Below are 17,638 nucleotides of genomic sequence, written 5' to 3'. Positions count from 1 at the left end.
TCTCATAATATAGCGCCTCCAACATCATAAACTTTAATTCTTAAGTTCATTATAGTTCTCTTTGAAAGCGCTATCAAATATTTTCTTTGCTAATTTTACGAATTACTGCCAAGGGAACTAGTTAAGGTCCAAGTAAGAGTTCCTGTATATGTACCACTAGTATTGGAACCTGTTTGTTTCAAAAGTAATCCCGAATTATCGGTCCAGTTCTTAGAAATGTCAGTTTCAATTAGATTATTACTGATTGTAGAGTCTGATTCAATCAAAGTTGGAGAGCTAGTTAAATCCTGAGAGTTAGAAGCTTCTGAATGCTTATAAACGACATTACCATTGAAAGCTTGGCCACCTTGAGCCAAACCATTAGAAGAAACGCTCAATTTCCAAGGATCTTGTCTACTTGAGATTGATAGATCGAAATTAGTTTTACGTTTTAGTATTCGAGAAGTACTGAAGGTATTAGTACTCTGGAATGTCAGATTTTTTGTTACCGTCATGCTTAGTAAGTGATCTTCATGAATATTTACATTGTAGGTAACGCTGTTCGAAACCAAACCGGTCTCACGGTCATAGGCGGTTACAGTGACCTTTTGAGTGGTGTTGGCTGGGAAGAGATCCCAGAAATCATTGACAGTAGAATCAGCAGCAATTAAGGATTTCAGAGGGACTGAGCCATTGTAAGTTTTTAGATCACTAGATAAATTGGCACCTGTTTCAACTGTGTGATAAGTATGGCCATTAACGGTGACGGTATAATTCATCGAGCTATTTTGGTCAAAAGTATTACCATTACTATATTTCAATTGTGTAGGTAACGTTAAATCTGTATTAGCTTTCTTGTAATATAGATCGATATCACCACTAGGGTTTGCTAATTGTAACGTATAATCCTTTTTGCCTTTGATAATAAACTTAGGTGAACTAGTTGAGACGATGGCTTCATTACCGGTGAAGACCGATGGTGCCGGTCCAACTTTTAGATCCGAAGTAGTAGGATTATTTGCTTGTCCATTGATACTAATCTTAACTTTGTCAAAGTCAGCACCACTTTGAGCACCTAAAGCTTTACTCAATGTGAAGTTTAATTGTTGTGCAGTTAATTGGGAACCGCTGATATAGTCAGTTGATGTTTTGTTAGTTAACGTGTTTGTATAAGTTATTGTAGCAATATTACCGTTGGTATCAGCTTTATAGTTGATATTTGTTGGCAAATTCATTTTAGCAATTACATTAGTCCAGTTCTTACGGCTAGCTTCACGATCAACATCTAAATTGTAATCAAGCGTCAGGTCATCGCCATTGTTTACGGTCTCGACATCTGAAGTGGAATCATCATAGATTACCTTATTTAAATTATGATCAGTAATAGTTGTTGATGGAGTTACTGTAACCAAAGCTGGAATTGATTCAAAGACAACTAGTTTATTGTAAGTAGTAGGATTTTTAGGATTGCCAGAAAGGCTCGCTGTAGCTGTATTTGAACCGGTGAATCCCCAATACACCTTGCCATCTGAACCAGCATTTAAAACTTTGGGATCGACTGTGAAAGTTTTATCTAAATATTCATAGTCACTATTATTAGCATTAGCATTTAGAGTACCATCTAGATATTTATCATTTATTTGGTATTCAAGTTGATTGGTTTTACCACCGTCAGTTGATTTATGCCAAGTAATAGTAACATGATGCCAATACAAAGGATTATGCTGGAGATCAGTACCATCTACTAAGTCAGATACCTTAGTACCTGAATGGAAAACAGAATATGCTTGATCAAAGCCCTTAAAATTGTTAATGAGTAAAGAGAGAAGGTCATTACTTAAATTTTGGGAACCAACGCGTCCCAAGGCGTAAGATTCTTTTTTACCAGGATAAGTTAAGGCAATATGACCAAATGGACCTGCGGCACCGAGTTTTGTATCTTTTGGATACCCATCGGGAGCGGTGATTTTGCCTGTTGTGTCGGCTGTGTCATATCCGTTTAATGTGTAATCATATGTACCCAAGCCACTACCTTTTTGAAGTGGTAGTGGTGAATTTTCACTTGTTACATCATTTGTTAAGGAATCAAATTCCAAAGCCATACTGTTTTGCACAGCAGTTGAAGCGATGTAGTCAGTTGATGGTAAACGGGAATAGAAAAATGGTAAATAGGTAGACTTATCGTATCCATAGACGCCTAACCCTTGATCACCTGCACCAATAGCATTAGTTTTTCTAGGATCATTCTGCAAGACAAAAGCCATACCTTGACCGTTTAAAGAGGCATTATCACCAGCAGCCCCGAAATATAACCAGGCAGAGATGGTTTCTGTTTGATTGATATTAAAATAGTTGTCATTAGACTGATTGGACCAAGATACGCCATAGGTACCATTACCGTTGGTTAAACCAAGAATCGTATTATTTCGATAAGTAGTTGCGGAATTAGTATTGTATGGATTATTATCCCCATAGACCGTGGGATTGGTTGGCAAAACAAAGTATTTGGATATATCAAGACCAGGTGGAGCTGAATTAATCGCATTCTGATTATCATCGGTATCGGCCAAAATTTGGGTCGTTTTTATTGGGAATAAAAGTGAAAATAAGAGCACGATAAATGAACCAACAACCAACCTCAGGCCGTTTTTCAAGAACCTCATAAATATTCCTCCCCTTTTTAAATATAAAAAAAATTATATATATTCCTCTTTGTAATTATAGCGGGGATGGATAATAAAAATATTTCATTTTTGTATAGAAAAATTATTGAGATATGATTTATTAATATAGATTGTTATTTATAAAAATGTGTGTTATAAAATATATAAATGTTATTTTTTAAAACAAAACAGAACTAAAAAAAGCCTTAACTTGTCTAGAGAATTATTTTCTGACAGGTTAAGGCCATTTTTTACCGCTAATATTTGATAATCACTATTATTTTTGAGTGTCGACAACTGTAGCTGGAGTGGAACCTTCAATCAGCTGCTTGTTGGAATCAAATGCGGTCGTGATCATATTGTGAATTGCCGTTTCCGTGTAAAAAGCGCTATGAGGAGTAATAATAACGTTGATGCGATTAGCTAAATTTTTGATTTTGGCGTCGGGAATATTCTCGGGACTGCTCCAAACCTTGCCAAAGACTGCATTCTCGTTATCTAAAACGTCCAAGCCGGCACCAGCAACTTTGCCACTATCTAAACCTTTAATCAAAGCATCAGTATCGATCAATTCGCCACGGGCACAGTTAATAATATAAACTCCGTCTTTCATTTGGGCGATAGCTTGGTCGTCGATCATATGTTTATTGCTATCGAACAAAGGTACATGAAGTGTGACGATATCTGATTGCTTGTAAAGCTCTTCTAAGCTATCAACGTAGAGACCAAGTTTTTCGATATCTTCATTATGATAGACATCATAAGCGACTACTTTAGCACCGAAGCCTTGTAAAATTTGAATAACCACGCGGCCAATGTGACCTGTGCCAATGACACCTACAGTTTGTTCACGATATTCTTTACCAATTGTTGGAGCCCAGGTGAAGTCACCGTTATCAAATTTTTGGTCGAATTCAGGTACACGACGAAGCAAACGTCCCATTAACAGAACTGTATGTTCAGCAATGGCATTAGGTGAATAGACGGGCACATTTGTTAAAGTGAAATCTAAATCGTTAAGATCGGTGAAATTAAAATTATCGACACCTACATTACGGATTGAAATAAATTTAATTCCCAGTTTTTGTAAAACTTCCAAAGCTTCACGAGTGTAAGCAGCGGTTTGTAAGGTAACGACACCATCTGCACCCTCAGCTAAGCGAGCTGAATCGGCCGTCAAAATATTTTCCGTGAAAGCTACCTCAACTTCAGGATTATTTTCCTGCCACTTTTTGAGTGAAGGTTGTTCATCCTCACGAATACCATAAGCAAAAATTTTCATCTGTGTTCCTCCTTGAATAGCATGTATAAGTATATTAAAACAGAATTTTCGTAGTGCTTCAAAAAAATGCCCTCTGAATTCACATTAGAATCAGAGAGCATTTTGTTTAATTACTTGTTGAAGAAATCATCCGACATCGTCATAACGGTTCAAGACATAAATCGCAAGAACTACGATGATGGCACCGATAATTTCTGGTAAGTTCACAACATATTTCAAGAAAATAATACTTAAAATTAGGGTAGTAAATGGTTGTACAGCATCAGTAATACTTACGATTGCTGCAGTTGTGTATTTCGTACTTAGAACCATCAGTAAGAAGGCAGAAACTGTACCAATTAAGATAACTGTACCTACACCTAGAATACTAGCAGTATTCATTTTAGGGGGGTTGACCCAAATGGGATTAAAGCAGTTAGCGATGATTCCCGCTAATAACATACCCCAACCGGTGATTAAAATACCGTGGTATTTAGCAATCAGTTTTTGAGGAATTGTAATGTACAAGGCAGCAGTGATACCACTACCGATTCCCCAGATGACTGATACCAAAGGAATAGATAGATGACTAAGGTTTCCACGAGTGATCATCAAGACGACCCCGACCAAAGCCAGTGCAAAAGAGATTACATCGATTCGAGAGGTCTTTTTCTTTGTGAAAATAATTGCCCCAATCATGATAAAGAGTGGCGATAAGTATTGCAAGATGGTTGCAGTTGATGAATTACCAGTTTGAATTGACAAGAAGAATGTATACATATTAGCCAATAGTCCAAAGACTGAGAAGCTCAATAATGTTAACAGATCTTTCCAATTCTTGAAAACAGCAAAGAATTGATTTTTTGGCAAAACAATTAAGCCGACGATCAATAGAATGATTCCAGCTACAGTTGTTCTAGTGCCAATGAACCACATTGCCGGGATGTTAAGATTCTTAGCAACAACTTGTAAAACAGTACCTGAAATTCCCCAGAGAGCAGAAGCACAAAACGCTAACCAGAAACCACGGTTAAGTGTTTTCTTAGCTAAGTTTTTACTTTCTTCCATTAAAAATATCCTCCTAAAAACTAATAGAACTATTATACCTGTGCTTATTTGATTTTGACTATCATTTTTTTCAATTTGTGAAAATCAGGTGGGATGAATCTGCCCCAAAGCTATGATACTTAAGGATTTCTGTGCTTAAATATTGATAAAATAATTTAGAATCTTCCAGAAAAATCAAAGATGAATTTCAATAATTTTAATTTGGTATGAATTGTCTGGGGCGACAACAGTCACGGTATCGTTCACTTTGTGGTGGTTCAAAGCCTTGCCAATTGGGGATGTAAAGGAGATTTTGTTTTTTTCCAAGTTGGCCTCTTGTTTACCAACTAGCTGGTAGGTGATCTGCTCATGGTCGTCTAAGAACTCAATTGTTACGAATTTACCGATATCTAATTGGTCATTATCTTCTGGTTGAACGACATCGGCATACTGTAATTGTTTTGATAGATAGTGCAGACGCCCGTTTAATCTGCCCAATTCTTGTTTAGCAGTTGTATACTCGGCATTTTCAGAGCGGTCACCAAGTGCAGCTGCAGCAGCTAGGTTTTTAATCTTTTGGGGGCGTTGTTTTTTCAATTCCTTGATTTCTAATTCAATGGCTTTGTAGCCAGCTGGAGTCATTTTATTGAATGTTGGTTCCATGTCTAAAACCTCGTATTTAATGAATTTCTATCATCAATTTAGCGTAATTTAGTATAGAAATCAAAAAACATCTGCTGACTATTATAAAATCAGCAGATGTCTTAATTGCATCTATGATAACTAACGATATTTCGTTAAGCTTCAAGATAATTGATTAAAGGTTTTCGTCCATGTTAAATGTAAGTTTTGAAAGGTTGATACCTTTTGTATAGAGTTCACCAAATAGTTTGTGAGCCTTATCTTGCATTTCTTTAACAACAGCTTGGTTTCTGTCAGTTAAGAATTCTGTTAATTCATCGCCAGAATAGTTAGCCGCCAGTTTATCTGTTTCAGCAACGGCCATACGAAGATCTTGACGAACTTCTGTTAAGTAGTCGATGTCGTCTTGAATGAATTCAGAATAGTTTGATTCAACAAGAACTGACAAAGCGTTATACATCCAGTATGCATCCTTGAAATTGAACTTGAGTGAAGCGTCGTTATATGATGGGTCAGTTTCGTTCATATTAGTGTAGAAAGGAATGTAAGGTGTGAATGTAGGGAAGCCGATACATAACCACATGATAGCTGCAAATTCTTCTGGGACATCGTTTCTGATTTGAAGAACATGTGAGTTTTGAGTTCTGTTCAAACCAATTGGACGGTAACGGTGCTTATCTTCATCAGAAGCATATGGGCTATATGGATCGTAAGGTGTTTCGTTGTAGTGAGAACCAAGAACATATTCAATATCGTCAACTGAAATCTTGTGATCTGTCTTCATGATGAATGGTAATTCGCCATCTTCAGGGTCTTGTTCGATTTCTGGATTGAAGAACTTTTGGCCGAACCAAACACGTGGTGTGTTATAGTGACGGTCTTTCAAGTTATCTGTACCAAAGATATGTCTGAAGTTCCAACCAGTTTTATCAGTATTTAAGTGGTTCTTTTCGACGAATTCTTGGATACCTTCGGACCACATGAATTCATCAGGTTTGTTAAAGTCGACTTGTTGAATTGAAACACGGTTAGCACATACGGCATAACTGTCATCAGGAATTCTTTGAGCTACCCAGTGATGACCAGTAACGATTTCCATATACCAAACGTCATTTTTATCACTGAATAGAACTGAGTTACCAGCTGGTGAACCAAACTTCTTGATCAATTCGCCGGTACGTTCAACAGCTCCTCTAGCTGAATCAACGTAAGGAAGAACCATACGTACGATGACATCTTCATCCATACCGTCTTTAACTAATGGGTCAAAAGCTAAAGCACGTTCGTTACCATAAGTACTTTCAGTAGCTGACATGGCAACGTTCTTTCCATTGATACCACTTTCGTCATAGTAACCGAATTTCTTGTAATCAACGTTAGGAACGGCTGGCCATTTGTAACCATTTTCTGGAACTTCTGATTCAAAGCCATTCAACCATGACTTAACCTTACGTCCTTTTTCGCCCTTAACAGCAGGGTTTAAAACAAAACTGTGTGGTGCTACAGCAAAGAATGTATCGTCATTTCTGGCAATCATTGTTGAACCGTCTAAACTGGCGTCTTTACCAACTAAAATAGTTGTACAAGCGTCATCTAAATGATTTTTCTTCATTATAAGAATTCCTCCTCTTCATACTCATCTCATTTTAGCATAACTAAACTTAAGAGTTATCCAAACTTGTTCTTTATTATGTTTTGAAAATAATGCTATACTTTTCTAAATAATAGGAGGGCAATAATGGATCTAGATACAAAAAAACAGGGCGATTCTTTTCTGAAAAATCTGCTCTTAGGGTTTCAACATTTATTGGCCATGTACTCCGGGGATATTCTGATTCCAATTCTGATTGGAACTTCACTAGGGTTCAACGCCAAGGAAATGACTTATCTAATTTCAGTTGATATTTTTATGTGCGGGGTGGCTACACTCTTACAAATTAAACGCACACCTTTGACTGGTATAGGATTGCCAGTGGTTTTAGGATCAGCTGTTGAATATGTAACGCCGTTACAAAACATTGGACATCACTTTGGGATTGCCTATATGTATGGTGCCATCATTGTTGCAGGTGTCTTTATCATGTTGATTTCGAAATTATTCGCTAGTTTAAAGCGCTTCTTCCCTCCAGTCGTAACTGGATCTTTGATCACCTTGATTGGATTTACTTTAATACCGGTAGCCTTTCAAAATATCGGTGGCGGTAATGTAGCGGACAAAAGTTTAGGTAATCCTACTAATTTGATTTTAGGCTTTAGTACAGCTCTAATTATCGTTGTTATTAGTATTTGGGGTCGCGGATTTATCAAACAAATTGCCGTATTGATTGGAATCGTGATCGGATACTTAATGGGTATTGGTATGGGTGAGATTGGCTTTAAGACAGTTAGTTCGGCCCACTGGTTCCAAATACCTCAACCATTTTATTTTGCAACGCCAAAGTTTGAATGGTCGTCAATCTTGGTTATGTTACTGGCTGCTTTGACTTGTATGATCGAGTCGACTGGAGTTTATTATGCTTTAGCCGAGTTAACTGAAAAAGATTTAGATGAAAATGATTTACAAAGAGGATATGCTTCTGAAGGTTTTGCAGCTATCCTAGGTGGTATCTTCAACACCTTCCCATATTCAACTTTCTCCCAAAATGTTGCGGTTGTACAACTTTCAGGGATTAAGAAGAACAAGCCAGTTTATTTTTCAGCTTTCTTGTTGATCATCTTAGGATTGATTCCTAAGGTTGGAGCGGTGGCAGAATTGATTCCTAATGCTGTGTTAGGTGGAGCCATGTTGATTATGTTCGGTACCGTTGGTATTGAAGGAATCAAGATGCTTTCAAAGGTCGAAATGAATAATAATAATATTATGATTATGGCCGTCTCAATCAGTTTAGGCTTAGGTGTGACCGTACAGCCTACCTTATTGCACTTCTTGCCATCAGCAGTCCAAACAATTTTGAATAACGGATTAGTTGTTGGTAGTTTTTCAGCTATCTTGTTGAATTTGTTGTTAAACCCTCAAAAGAAGACAAATTAGATAGTTCAAGCTTTTTCAAGACAATTACAAAGTTTAGTCATATTTTCATCACATTTGCTACGTATACTTATCGAGAAAGTTAAGATAAGTGTACGTTTTTTTAATATAAAGGAGTGAAAAATATGACAGAATATAAATATATCAGCATTGTCGTTAACAAGTTTGATCTGCCGATGGAAATTAAATTAGCTACTCCCAATTCAAGTTTGATCGATACTAAAGTAATTGATGCGACTATCGAAAAAATTTCAGAAAAAATCAAAGAATATGATAACGTCTTTTCATTAGAGAATAGCAATTCCGTTTTAGCAAGATTTCAAGATGGTGAAGAGACTGGTTTGATGACTTCAAAAGTCTTTCGTGAGGTATACGAGCAGACAATCACGGCTGAACAGATGACTCAGCATTATTTCAGTTCATACTTCAATGGTAAATACGATCCCATTGGTTTGTTGAATGGTTGGATGATCGATCAGATTTTTAATCGCTATTTACTCTCATTACTCAGCGCAGACGGAATCGATGGCGTGTCCTTGAGATGTGGCGAGGATGTTCGCTTGGCCAGTCGTCCCAATATTGATTTTCGGTGGCGGATTGCAATTAAGGACCCTAAGAAATTAGATATCCTTTTGGCAACTTATTTCTTGCAAAATGGCGCTGTCTCGACTTCCAATGAATTGCGTAGTTTACGTAAAGAGAAGAGTAATATTGAACAAGTTACAATCGTCAGCAGTAACGCGCTGGATGCCAATATTTGGTCTTCAGCTGGAATTGCTGCTGGAACGGACAAATTTCCAGAATTTATTTCCAAATATCACTTAACTGGTATGTTGGTTGATAAGAATTTGGGAATGGAAAACTTCCGTGATGGATTTTCAAATAAAATAGCTGTTTCCAAGTGAGACATATAACGTCGTTATATGTCTCTTTTTTCACAAATTTTTTCCTAATTACTTCATAAATAATTCAAATATGCTGAATATAATCAGCCTTAAAAATAAAAGATAGAAGGACAGACCAATGATAAAAAAAGTGACTGGAGTGGCACTATCGGTTGGCGTCGCTATTGCTATGGCAATTGATGGTTATATCGTTTTCTTTAAAAACCAACAAACAAGTTCCACTTCTAATGCAGATACACAAACTACGAATAAAACAGAAAGTTCGAAAACCTCATCCTCGTCTTCATCTTCATCGACGAGTGATTCATCAACAGGAAAATATAAGGATGGAACCTATACTGGAACGGCAACTAGTACTCAATGGGGCGATGTCCAAGTTCAAATTACTATATCTGGAGGGAAACTAACCAAAATCAATGTTTTGTCTTCGCCAGATACTGAACAAAAGTCAGTCGAGATCAATGAACAAGCTTTACCAACATATAAGTCAGAAGCAATTAAAGCTCAGAGTGCTAGCATCCAACAAATTTCTGGTGCAACGGAAACGTACAAAGGATTTACCGGATCATTGCAGGATGCTTTAAATCAAGCGGAATGATGAGGTAATAATAAATGAAAAATATACAGTATCATTTTCCCAATCGAGTGATTAATCAGATGAACATTCCTTTTACAGTAAAATTAGCGACATTTGATCCGGATGAAATAGTAATGGAACAACTAGATTGGGTTACTGAAAAAATAAAAAAACGACTACATCAAATCGATATGGACTTTTCGCCTTTTCGAACGGATTCCTTAGTATCAAGGTTTCAAAGTGGCGATCGTGATCCTATTTTGGAGTCAAAAGATTTTCAATCGGTCTATGCTCAATCCGTATTGGCTGAACAAATGACCGACAGTCTGTTTACACCTTATTTTTCGGGACATTATGATCCAACTGGGTTAGTAAAAGGTTGGGCGATCGAGCAGTCATTTAACGACTATTTAAAACCACTTTTACAAGATCCGAAGATTTACGGTGTCTCATTAAATGGTGGTGGCGATATGAAATTAGCTACTCGCTCTGACAATGATTTTTGTTGGGGAATTGGCATTGAGAATCCGGAAAATTTACAGGAGATCGTGGCTGTCTATTATTTGAAAAATGGCAGCGTAGCTACTTCGGGTAATAATAAACGTGGTGAACACATAGTACGTCTTGATGACAACGATGTTAAACAAGCAACTATTATTAGTGATAGTTTGGTTAATGCTGATATATGGGCAACGACTGGTATTGCTGCTGGTCATGCAAAATTTCTTGAAATGATTGCTCAAAATGATCTTTCAGGACTGTTAGTAAATAAAGATTACACCTTGACAGGTTTCAGTAAAGGAGTGCTGGCTAATGCTCAAAAGACACCGTTATAGTTTTGGATTATTTTGGTTGATTGCAGTCTTTTTGTTGCCCCTGCCATTTATTCAAACCTTGTCAGCTGGGTTGCCGACTATTTATCAAAGCGAATACCGAGCTATTTATTATGGAACGATTGCTTACGTGTGGATGCTATTTGCAGTTTATCTGAGTACTAAACCTAAGTGGTTAGATAGGCTGATTGGGTTACCAGAGATGTACATGGTTCACGGCATGTTGAGTATCGCGGCGATAGTTTTGGCATATTTACATAAAGAAGGTGCCCCCTCAACTGGTTGGATCAAAACAACTGGAGATTGGGCATTTGATCTCTTCTTAGGATTGATGATTTATTCATTAATTTTTATGGCCGGGTGGTTGACTAACCGAGTTTCACTTCTTAAAAAGATCAAGCAGTTCTTAGAAAAATTATTTAGACACGAATTGTCCGTTTGGATTCATCGATTGAATATTGTAGCGTTGATTTTGGTATTTATTCATGTTCAATTGATCAGTTATATTACCGCAATAAAACCTTTTATTTATCTTTTTGATATAGTCAGTTTGTTAGTTCTAGTCAGTTATATTTTTAGCAAGCTAGTTCAACCATTGACGTATGAGCAAGGAATACTATCATCTAATCAAACGATCGCCAACAATATTCAGGAACTAAAAATCAGATTACCGCGTAGTTCCCATATCCAACTGTTGGCCGGTGATTATATCTTCTTGTCGTTCCCAGATTACCCTGGTTTACAAGAGATGCATCCTTTCTCAATCGCTAACGCCCCTAATAAAGAGCGAGAGATCACCTTAGCTATTCGTGGTGATGGGGATTTTACTAAATCGTTGACCCAAGTTGAAGAAAAAGCCCGCGTCAAAATTGACGGAGGCTATGGCCGATATCAAGAATTTTTAGAAGAGCAGCCAGCTAATGCCAACATTGTGATCTTAGCTGGTGGAATTGGTGTAACGCCGCTATTATCAACGATTGATGCCAACGTTGGTCGTAACATGCGTATCTTTTATACGGCTCATAAACAAGATGATCTCTTGTATTTAAATCGCTTTGAAGAGTGGCAGAAACAAAATATTGTTGACTGTCACTTGCAAGTCGGCCGATTTAAAAATGAGCAAGTTTTGAGTAATTTACCGAATGGTTGGCAGCAAAATACGATTTTTCTGATCGGCGGACCAAGTTCGATGATGCATCATTGGATTAGAGTTTTGAAAAAGCACGGAGCGGGCAATGGTCAAATTTATTTTGAAGAATTCAGTTGGTAAACTATTGTTACGATCTTATAAAGATAGTTCATCAAAGGATAGTTCTTTTTTCAAAAGTTCATCATAAAGTCTTCAAACTTCATCTTTATACTTTTAGTTGTATCAAGAAATGATATTGATAACGAGGTATAAATTAATGAAAGCAAAAAAACAATTATTATTTAAAAAAGAAATTAATCAGATGAATATGGATTTAGTAATCAAATTGGTCACTTTAAGTTCAAACGTAACGGTGATGGAACGCATAAAAGTGGCGGTAGAAGAGATGGAGGAACATCTAAAGGATATTGATACGCTATTTTCACCATTTCGGTATGATTCACTAGTCTCTAAATTTCAGCGTGGTGATCACAGTCCGTTGACTACTTCAAATGAATTCAAGTCGATTTATAATTCAGCAATTTTATCTGAACAAATGACAAATGGTATCTATCGAGCATACTTTGCCGGGCGCTTCGATCCATCAGAGGTTGTTAAGAATTGGGCAATCGAACAAGTATTTAATGATGAATTAAAGCCGCTGTTAGAAAATCCAGAAATAATTGCCATTTATTTAAGCGGTGATGGTAACAGCAGATTTGCTACAAACCAAAATGTAGACTTCAGTTGGGACATTAAGATAGCTGATACTAGTGAGGACGAGGTATTAACTACTTATTATTTAAAGAACGGTGCCATAGCTACTAAATATGATGAACGAAGCCATCAACAGGCAACGATTATTCGCAGTAGTTTAGTAGAAGCTGGAATTTGGTCTTTAGTTGGAGCCAGTGTCAGTTTTGAGGAATTCTGGCCCTTTGTTGAACATTATAATTTGACCGGAATTACGACAGATCAAGCAAATGAAGTTCAAAATTTCAACCTTGGTTCACTGATTTCTCCCGAAAAGGCATTTAACGTAACCGTAAAAAAATAAAATACAAAAAGACCCCGAAAATTCGAGGTCTTTTTGTATTTTATTTTCATATCTAATGAAACTAGATAATTATTTAGTAAATTGAGCTTGGTCATCCCAAACGTCAACCTCATCTTTGTAGCCATCAGGATTGCCACTCCAGTAGAAACCGCCATACCAAAGGCTGCGTTTGTCTTCATCAAAGCCGTTGATTTCTTTCATATCATCGGCGCTGATTTCGAAGTCATAAACATCCGCATTTTGAACGATTCTTTGTTCATGGACTGACTTAGGTATCGTTATGACACCGTTTTGCAAGTCCCAACGCAAGATCAATTGAGCAACCGATTTGTTGTATTTGTCAGCAATGGCCTTGAGTCTAGTGTCTCCTAAGACAGTACCGCCACCAAGTGGTGACCAAGCTTCAAGGTAAATATTGTTTTTGTCACAGAAGTTTTTAATATCAACTTCTTGGCAAAGTGGGTGATATTCCATTTGATTGACTGCTGGTTTAACGGAGCAGTTTTGAAGAATATCGTTCAATCTTTCGATATTGAAGTTAGATACACCAATAGCACGTGCTTTGCCCTCTTGATAGATCTTCTCTAATGCACGCCAAGTTTCTAAATAAGTGCCATCGACTGGCCAATGGATCAAGAGTAGATCAACATAGTCAGTTTGCAATCTCTTTAATTGACCTTCGAAGTTATCGAGAACTGATTGATAGCCTTGATCGCCGTTAAAGATCTTAGTAGTTAGAAAAATATCCTCACGCTTGAGACCATTTTCAGCCAAACCTTTTTGTAATCCATCACCGACACCGGCTTCGTTACCATATTGCTTGGCAGTATCAATGGCCTTATAACCATGCTTTAATGCCCATTGAACAGCTTGAGAAGCACCGGAGTTATTAACTTTCCAAACTCCCATACCTAATTGAGGCATCTTAACACCATTATTCAAAGTTACTGTTGAATCTAATTTCAAATTCATAATAATAAAACCTCCTATAAATATAATTCTAACTCAAATATAATTGTGAGACTTGGAATTAGTGTTTCCGTTTGGTATAGTTCAATTGTATACGCTATCAATCAAGATAGTTCAAGCACTTTTTAGGGGAAGGCTGATAATCATGGATGAAGATTTCATAGATGTGGACAAAGTGAAGACAAAAATTGTAAATTTAGCGGCTAATTTGCATCTTCCAAAGGGAACTGAAGCCTTTATTAGTGACATTCATGGTAATAGCGATAATTATCTCAATATTGTTCGTAGCGGGGCCGGCAATGTCAGCCGCAAAGTTGAAGAAGTTTTCAACGGTCGCTTGACGGATCTGAATCAGCAGAAGCTGGTCTGTTTGATATATTATCCAGAAGAAATATTACCACAGATTCGTCAAAATTTTGTTGATGAAGATAGTTCAAGACAGTGGTCGATGGATACGATCAATCGTTTGATTGAAGTGATGCGTTATGTAGCGGATAAATATCCACGAAACATCGTCGAAGATGCCATGGACAGTAATCTACGTGATATAGCGCGGGAATTATTCTTAGGTAATTTAGATGCTGCAGATAAGCAGTCGTACTATCGGGAAATGATCAAATCATTAGTCAATCTAAAAATGAGTGATGAGTTTATTATTGCTACCTGCCATGCTATTCAAAAACTGGCAATCGAGCGTATTCATATTTTGGGCGACCTCTATGATCGAGGCAGTCATCCGGATGGGATCATTAATCAGTTGAACGAGAGCTGGCAAAATTTTGATTTTGAATGGGGCAATCATGATGTCTTGTGGATGGGAAGTCTAGCTGGTTCCAAGTTGTGTATGTTGAATGTCGTACGCATCTGTGCTCGCTATCATAACTTGGGATTGTTGAAAAATGTCTACGGAATCGACTTAACTTCGATAGTTAAATTTGCCATGAACTCCTATCGTCCATTGCCAAATTTTGAACCTCTAGGCGATTTAACTGGAGTCAGCGATGACGAGCGCAATATCGACAATTGTGTGCAACAAGCCGCAGCCATAATGCAATTTAAGCTCGAAGGGCAGGCTATTAAGCGTAATCCAGAATTTGGAATGGAGAACCGTCTGTTATTAGATAAAATCAGTCCGGATAAAAAGAGTTTAATGTTAGACGGTAAATCGTATCCACTCAAAAATGGCTGTTTTCAGAACGTCAATCCGGCTAAGCCCTATCAGATTATCCGTGGTGAACAAAATGTCATCATCGACTTGATCAATCAATTTATTCGTTCGTCACAATTGAATGAACATATGTGGTTCATGTTTGATAATGGTTCAATGTACCATCGTCATAACGGTAATTTATTATTTCATGGCTGTGTTCCCACAGCTAAGGACGGTAGTTTTATACCAGTTAAAATTGACGGAGAGGAGTACTCTGGTAAGGCACTTTTTGACAAGGCCAGTGAGATCATTAGAGATTCGTTGAGACATCCGACAACTGGAGATTGCTTCAATTCGGATTTCATGTGGTATTTGTGGGAAGGAAAAAATTCGCCTCTGTTTGGTAAAAATAAAATGGCAACCTTTGAACGTTATTTTGTGGAAGATCAAACTTTACAAAATGAAACACCTAATCCATTTTATAAACTGAGTCAACAGGAGTCATTTGCTGACAAAATCATGGAAGAATTTTCAATCAATAGTCGTGGACATATCATTATTGGGCATACGCCAACAGGTGAAATCGAACCGATAAAAGCCAATAAGAAGATCATTGTGGTCAATGGTCTGTCGGAACTTGATTACGGTCAGCATGATATTGGTGGTTTTGCTTTACTGTTTGATTCATTTGGAATGCGCCTGGAGACTTTGAAAAAATTTGATTCTTCGAATAAGACCGTGGCAGAAATGTCAGATGTGGTGCTGGATAAGCAGATTATCGAACACTATTCTGAGCGTAGAACGGTAGCTGATACTGATTATGGAACCAAAATAAAAGAGCAGATAGAAGATCTATCTACTCAACTTGATTAATTATTTTTTGGAGAAGCCGTTTAGGCTTCTTTTTGTTTATCTTTTTTCCACTCGTCTTTATCATCATCCCAACGTTCTGATAGGGCATGCTTTGGTAAGATCAAGTTTAAAATAATACCGACTACTGTTGCAACACCGACACCAGTAAATTGGAATGAACCCATTTGTAGATAAGCATTACCAATTCCGATTACTAAGACAACAGAGGCAATCATTAGGTTGCGTTTTTCGTTAAAGTCGACTTTATTATCAACTAGGATTCTTAAACCACTGGAAGAAATGACACCGAAGAGGACAAAACTGATACCACCGATGACTGGACCAGGGATTGTTTGGATCAAAGCACTCAATTTACCAATGAAACCGAATAAGGCAGCTAAGACAGCGGCCCCGATAACAACGTAGACACTGAAGATCTTGTTAACAGCCATAACACCAATGTTTTCACCGTAAGAGGTCACAGGAGGACCACCAAGGAAGGCGGCCATGATCGAAGCAGTACCATCACCGGCTAGAGTTTTGTGAAGACCTGGGTCTCTAAAGAAGTCACGGTTGGTCAACTCGTCAAGAACCATGATATGGCCTAAATGTTCAGCCATGGTAACAAAGGCAATCGGAGCAAAACTCAGGATAGCGCCCCAATATATTTGTTTTGGCATATAATTAGCAAACATAATATCGAAGGCAGGCAGTTTGAACCAAGGGGTGGAGATAACTTTTGAAAAGTCAACGATTCCACAAAATACAGCTAGAATGTATCCACCGACAATTCCCAAAAGAATGGCGATATTACTCCAAAAACCACGAAGGTACATATTCAATAGAACTGTTAAGAATAACGTGAACATGGCGATTCCAAAGTATTTCAAGTCGTAATGTGAACCATTCATCATGGCATTGTTAGCAGCACTTCCGGCAACTGACATACCAATGACGATAATGATTGGGCCAACGACGATTGGTGGCAAAGCTTTATCGATCCAATCAGAACCGACGAAGCCGACGATCAAGGAAACAATTAGGTAGACACAACCTACGGCAATTGTACCTTGAGCAACTCCGGGATAACCAACTGTTTTCATCAGCGAAACCATAGGCACAATGAATGAGAAACTAGAACTCATGTAAGCTGGAATCTTTCGATGGGTAATTAAGATATGAATGATCGTACCGACACCGGAACTGAACAAAGCGATACTTGGATCAAGTCCGACTAGTAATGGTACTAAAACCGTTGCCCCAAACATTGAGAATAAGTGCTGTAACGATAAGAACAACCAGCTGCTCAGTGGTGGCTTTTCATAGACATCTAAAACAGCATCTGGATTTCGATAGTCTTTACTATTTGGATCCATAAGAAACATCTCCCCTGTAATTTTGCAAAAAAATAGCCCTTCATCCCGTGTATGCGAAATAAAAGACTGAACGTGTTTCCTTATTAGCCTCACGGGACCAATTTTTAAAGGACTCTATTTAATTGATTTCACTATAATTGAGTTGCAATGTATTGTCAATAATGAAATAC

14 protein-coding genes are annotated in these 17,638 nt (G+C 37.5%); 7 read left to right on the top strand and 7 right to left on the bottom strand.

The window, feature by feature from the left end; all coding sequences use genetic code 11:
• Positions 1-95: 95 nt before the first annotated feature.
• The 5 genes from ACG72T_RS01005 to ACG72T_RS00985 all read right to left on the bottom strand — a co-directional run bounded on the left by ACG72T_RS01005 (position 96) and on the right by ACG72T_RS00985 (position 7,204).
• The gene (locus ACG72T_RS01005; RefSeq protein WP_395264078.1) at positions 96-2,642 is read right to left on the bottom strand and encodes a hypothetical protein; all 2,547 of its coding nucleotides are present in this window, start codon (positions 2,640-2,642) and stop codon (positions 96-98) included.
• Positions 2,643-2,919: 277 nt separating this feature from the next.
• The gene (locus ACG72T_RS01000) at positions 2,920-3,924 is read right to left on the bottom strand and encodes a D-2-hydroxyacid dehydrogenase (RefSeq protein WP_395264077.1); all 1,005 of its coding nucleotides are present in this window, start codon (positions 3,922-3,924) and stop codon (positions 2,920-2,922) included.
• Positions 3,925-4,050: 126 nt separating this feature from the next.
• Positions 4,051-4,971: a DMT family transporter gene (locus ACG72T_RS00995; RefSeq protein ID WP_395264076.1), complete on the bottom strand. Its 921-nt coding sequence runs from the start codon at positions 4,969-4,971 to the stop codon at positions 4,051-4,053.
• A gap of 174 nt (positions 4,972-5,145) precedes the next feature.
• A complete protein-coding gene (greA, locus tag ACG72T_RS00990; RefSeq protein WP_395264074.1) occupies positions 5,146-5,613 on the bottom strand; it encodes a transcription elongation factor GreA in 468 nt (155 codons plus the stop codon).
• 154 nt (positions 5,614-5,767) lie between these two features.
• Complete coding sequence (locus ACG72T_RS00985) at positions 5,768-7,204, bottom strand: C69 family dipeptidase (RefSeq protein ID WP_395264073.1); 1,437 nt, start codon at positions 7,202-7,204, stop codon at positions 5,768-5,770.
• A 126-nt stretch (positions 7,205-7,330) separates the two neighbouring features.
• Here ACG72T_RS00985 and ACG72T_RS00980 point away from each other — a divergent pair, with 126 nt between their 5' ends.
• The 6 genes from ACG72T_RS00980 to ACG72T_RS00955 all read left to right on the top strand — a co-directional run bounded on the left by ACG72T_RS00980 (position 7,331) and on the right by ACG72T_RS00955 (position 13,121).
• Positions 7,331-8,623, top strand: coding sequence for a nucleobase:cation symporter-2 family protein (locus ACG72T_RS00980; protein WP_395264072.1), 1,293 nt, complete (start codon positions 7,331-7,333; stop codon positions 8,621-8,623).
• A 122-nt stretch (positions 8,624-8,745) separates the two neighbouring features.
• Complete coding sequence (locus tag ACG72T_RS00975) at positions 8,746-9,525, top strand: FAD:protein FMN transferase (RefSeq protein WP_395264071.1); 780 nt, start codon at positions 8,746-8,748, stop codon at positions 9,523-9,525.
• A gap of 118 nt (positions 9,526-9,643) precedes the next feature.
• Positions 9,644-10,123, top strand: a complete 480-nt coding sequence (locus tag ACG72T_RS00970) for an FMN-binding protein (RefSeq protein ID WP_395264070.1) — start codon at positions 9,644-9,646, stop codon at positions 10,121-10,123.
• A 14-nt stretch (positions 10,124-10,137) separates the two neighbouring features.
• Positions 10,138-10,938, top strand: a complete 801-nt coding sequence (locus ACG72T_RS00965) for an FAD:protein FMN transferase (protein WP_395264069.1) — start codon at positions 10,138-10,140, stop codon at positions 10,936-10,938.
• Positions 10,916-12,205: an FAD-binding oxidoreductase gene (locus ACG72T_RS00960; RefSeq protein ID WP_395264068.1), complete on the top strand. Its 1,290-nt coding sequence runs from the start codon at positions 10,916-10,918 to the stop codon at positions 12,203-12,205. Before ACG72T_RS00965 ends, ACG72T_RS00960 begins: the two co-directional genes overlap by 23 nt.
• Before the next feature lie 136 nt (positions 12,206-12,341).
• Positions 12,342-13,121, top strand: a complete 780-nt coding sequence (locus ACG72T_RS00955) for a hypothetical protein (RefSeq protein WP_395264067.1) — start codon at positions 12,342-12,344, stop codon at positions 13,119-13,121.
• A gap of 69 nt (positions 13,122-13,190) precedes the next feature.
• Here ACG72T_RS00955 and ACG72T_RS00950 read toward each other — a convergent pair whose 3' ends face one another.
• Positions 13,191-14,093, bottom strand: a complete 903-nt coding sequence (locus tag ACG72T_RS00950; protein WP_395264066.1) for an aldo/keto reductase — start codon at positions 14,091-14,093, stop codon at positions 13,191-13,193.
• A 142-nt stretch (positions 14,094-14,235) separates the two neighbouring features.
• Here ACG72T_RS00950 and ACG72T_RS00945 point away from each other — a divergent pair, with 142 nt between their 5' ends.
• The gene (locus tag ACG72T_RS00945) at positions 14,236-16,113 is read left to right on the top strand and encodes a fructose-bisphosphatase class III (RefSeq protein ID WP_395264065.1); all 1,878 of its coding nucleotides are present in this window, start codon (positions 14,236-14,238) and stop codon (positions 16,111-16,113) included.
• Positions 16,114-16,133: 20 nt separating this feature from the next.
• Here the strand turns inward: ACG72T_RS00945 and ACG72T_RS00940 are convergent, their stop codons facing one another.
• The gene (locus ACG72T_RS00940; RefSeq protein ID WP_395264064.1) at positions 16,134-17,468 is read right to left on the bottom strand and encodes a uracil-xanthine permease family protein; all 1,335 of its coding nucleotides are present in this window, start codon (positions 17,466-17,468) and stop codon (positions 16,134-16,136) included.
• Between the last annotated feature and the right edge of the window lie 170 nt (positions 17,469-17,638).

It is taken from the genome of Companilactobacillus sp. FL22-1 (assembly GCF_043951805.1).
In the GTDB taxonomy this organism is placed as follows: Bacteria; Bacillota; Bacilli; order Lactobacillales; family Lactobacillaceae; genus Companilactobacillus.
Note: the sequence above shows the minus strand (reverse complement) of the source record. Positions and strands in the feature narration are given on the sequence as shown.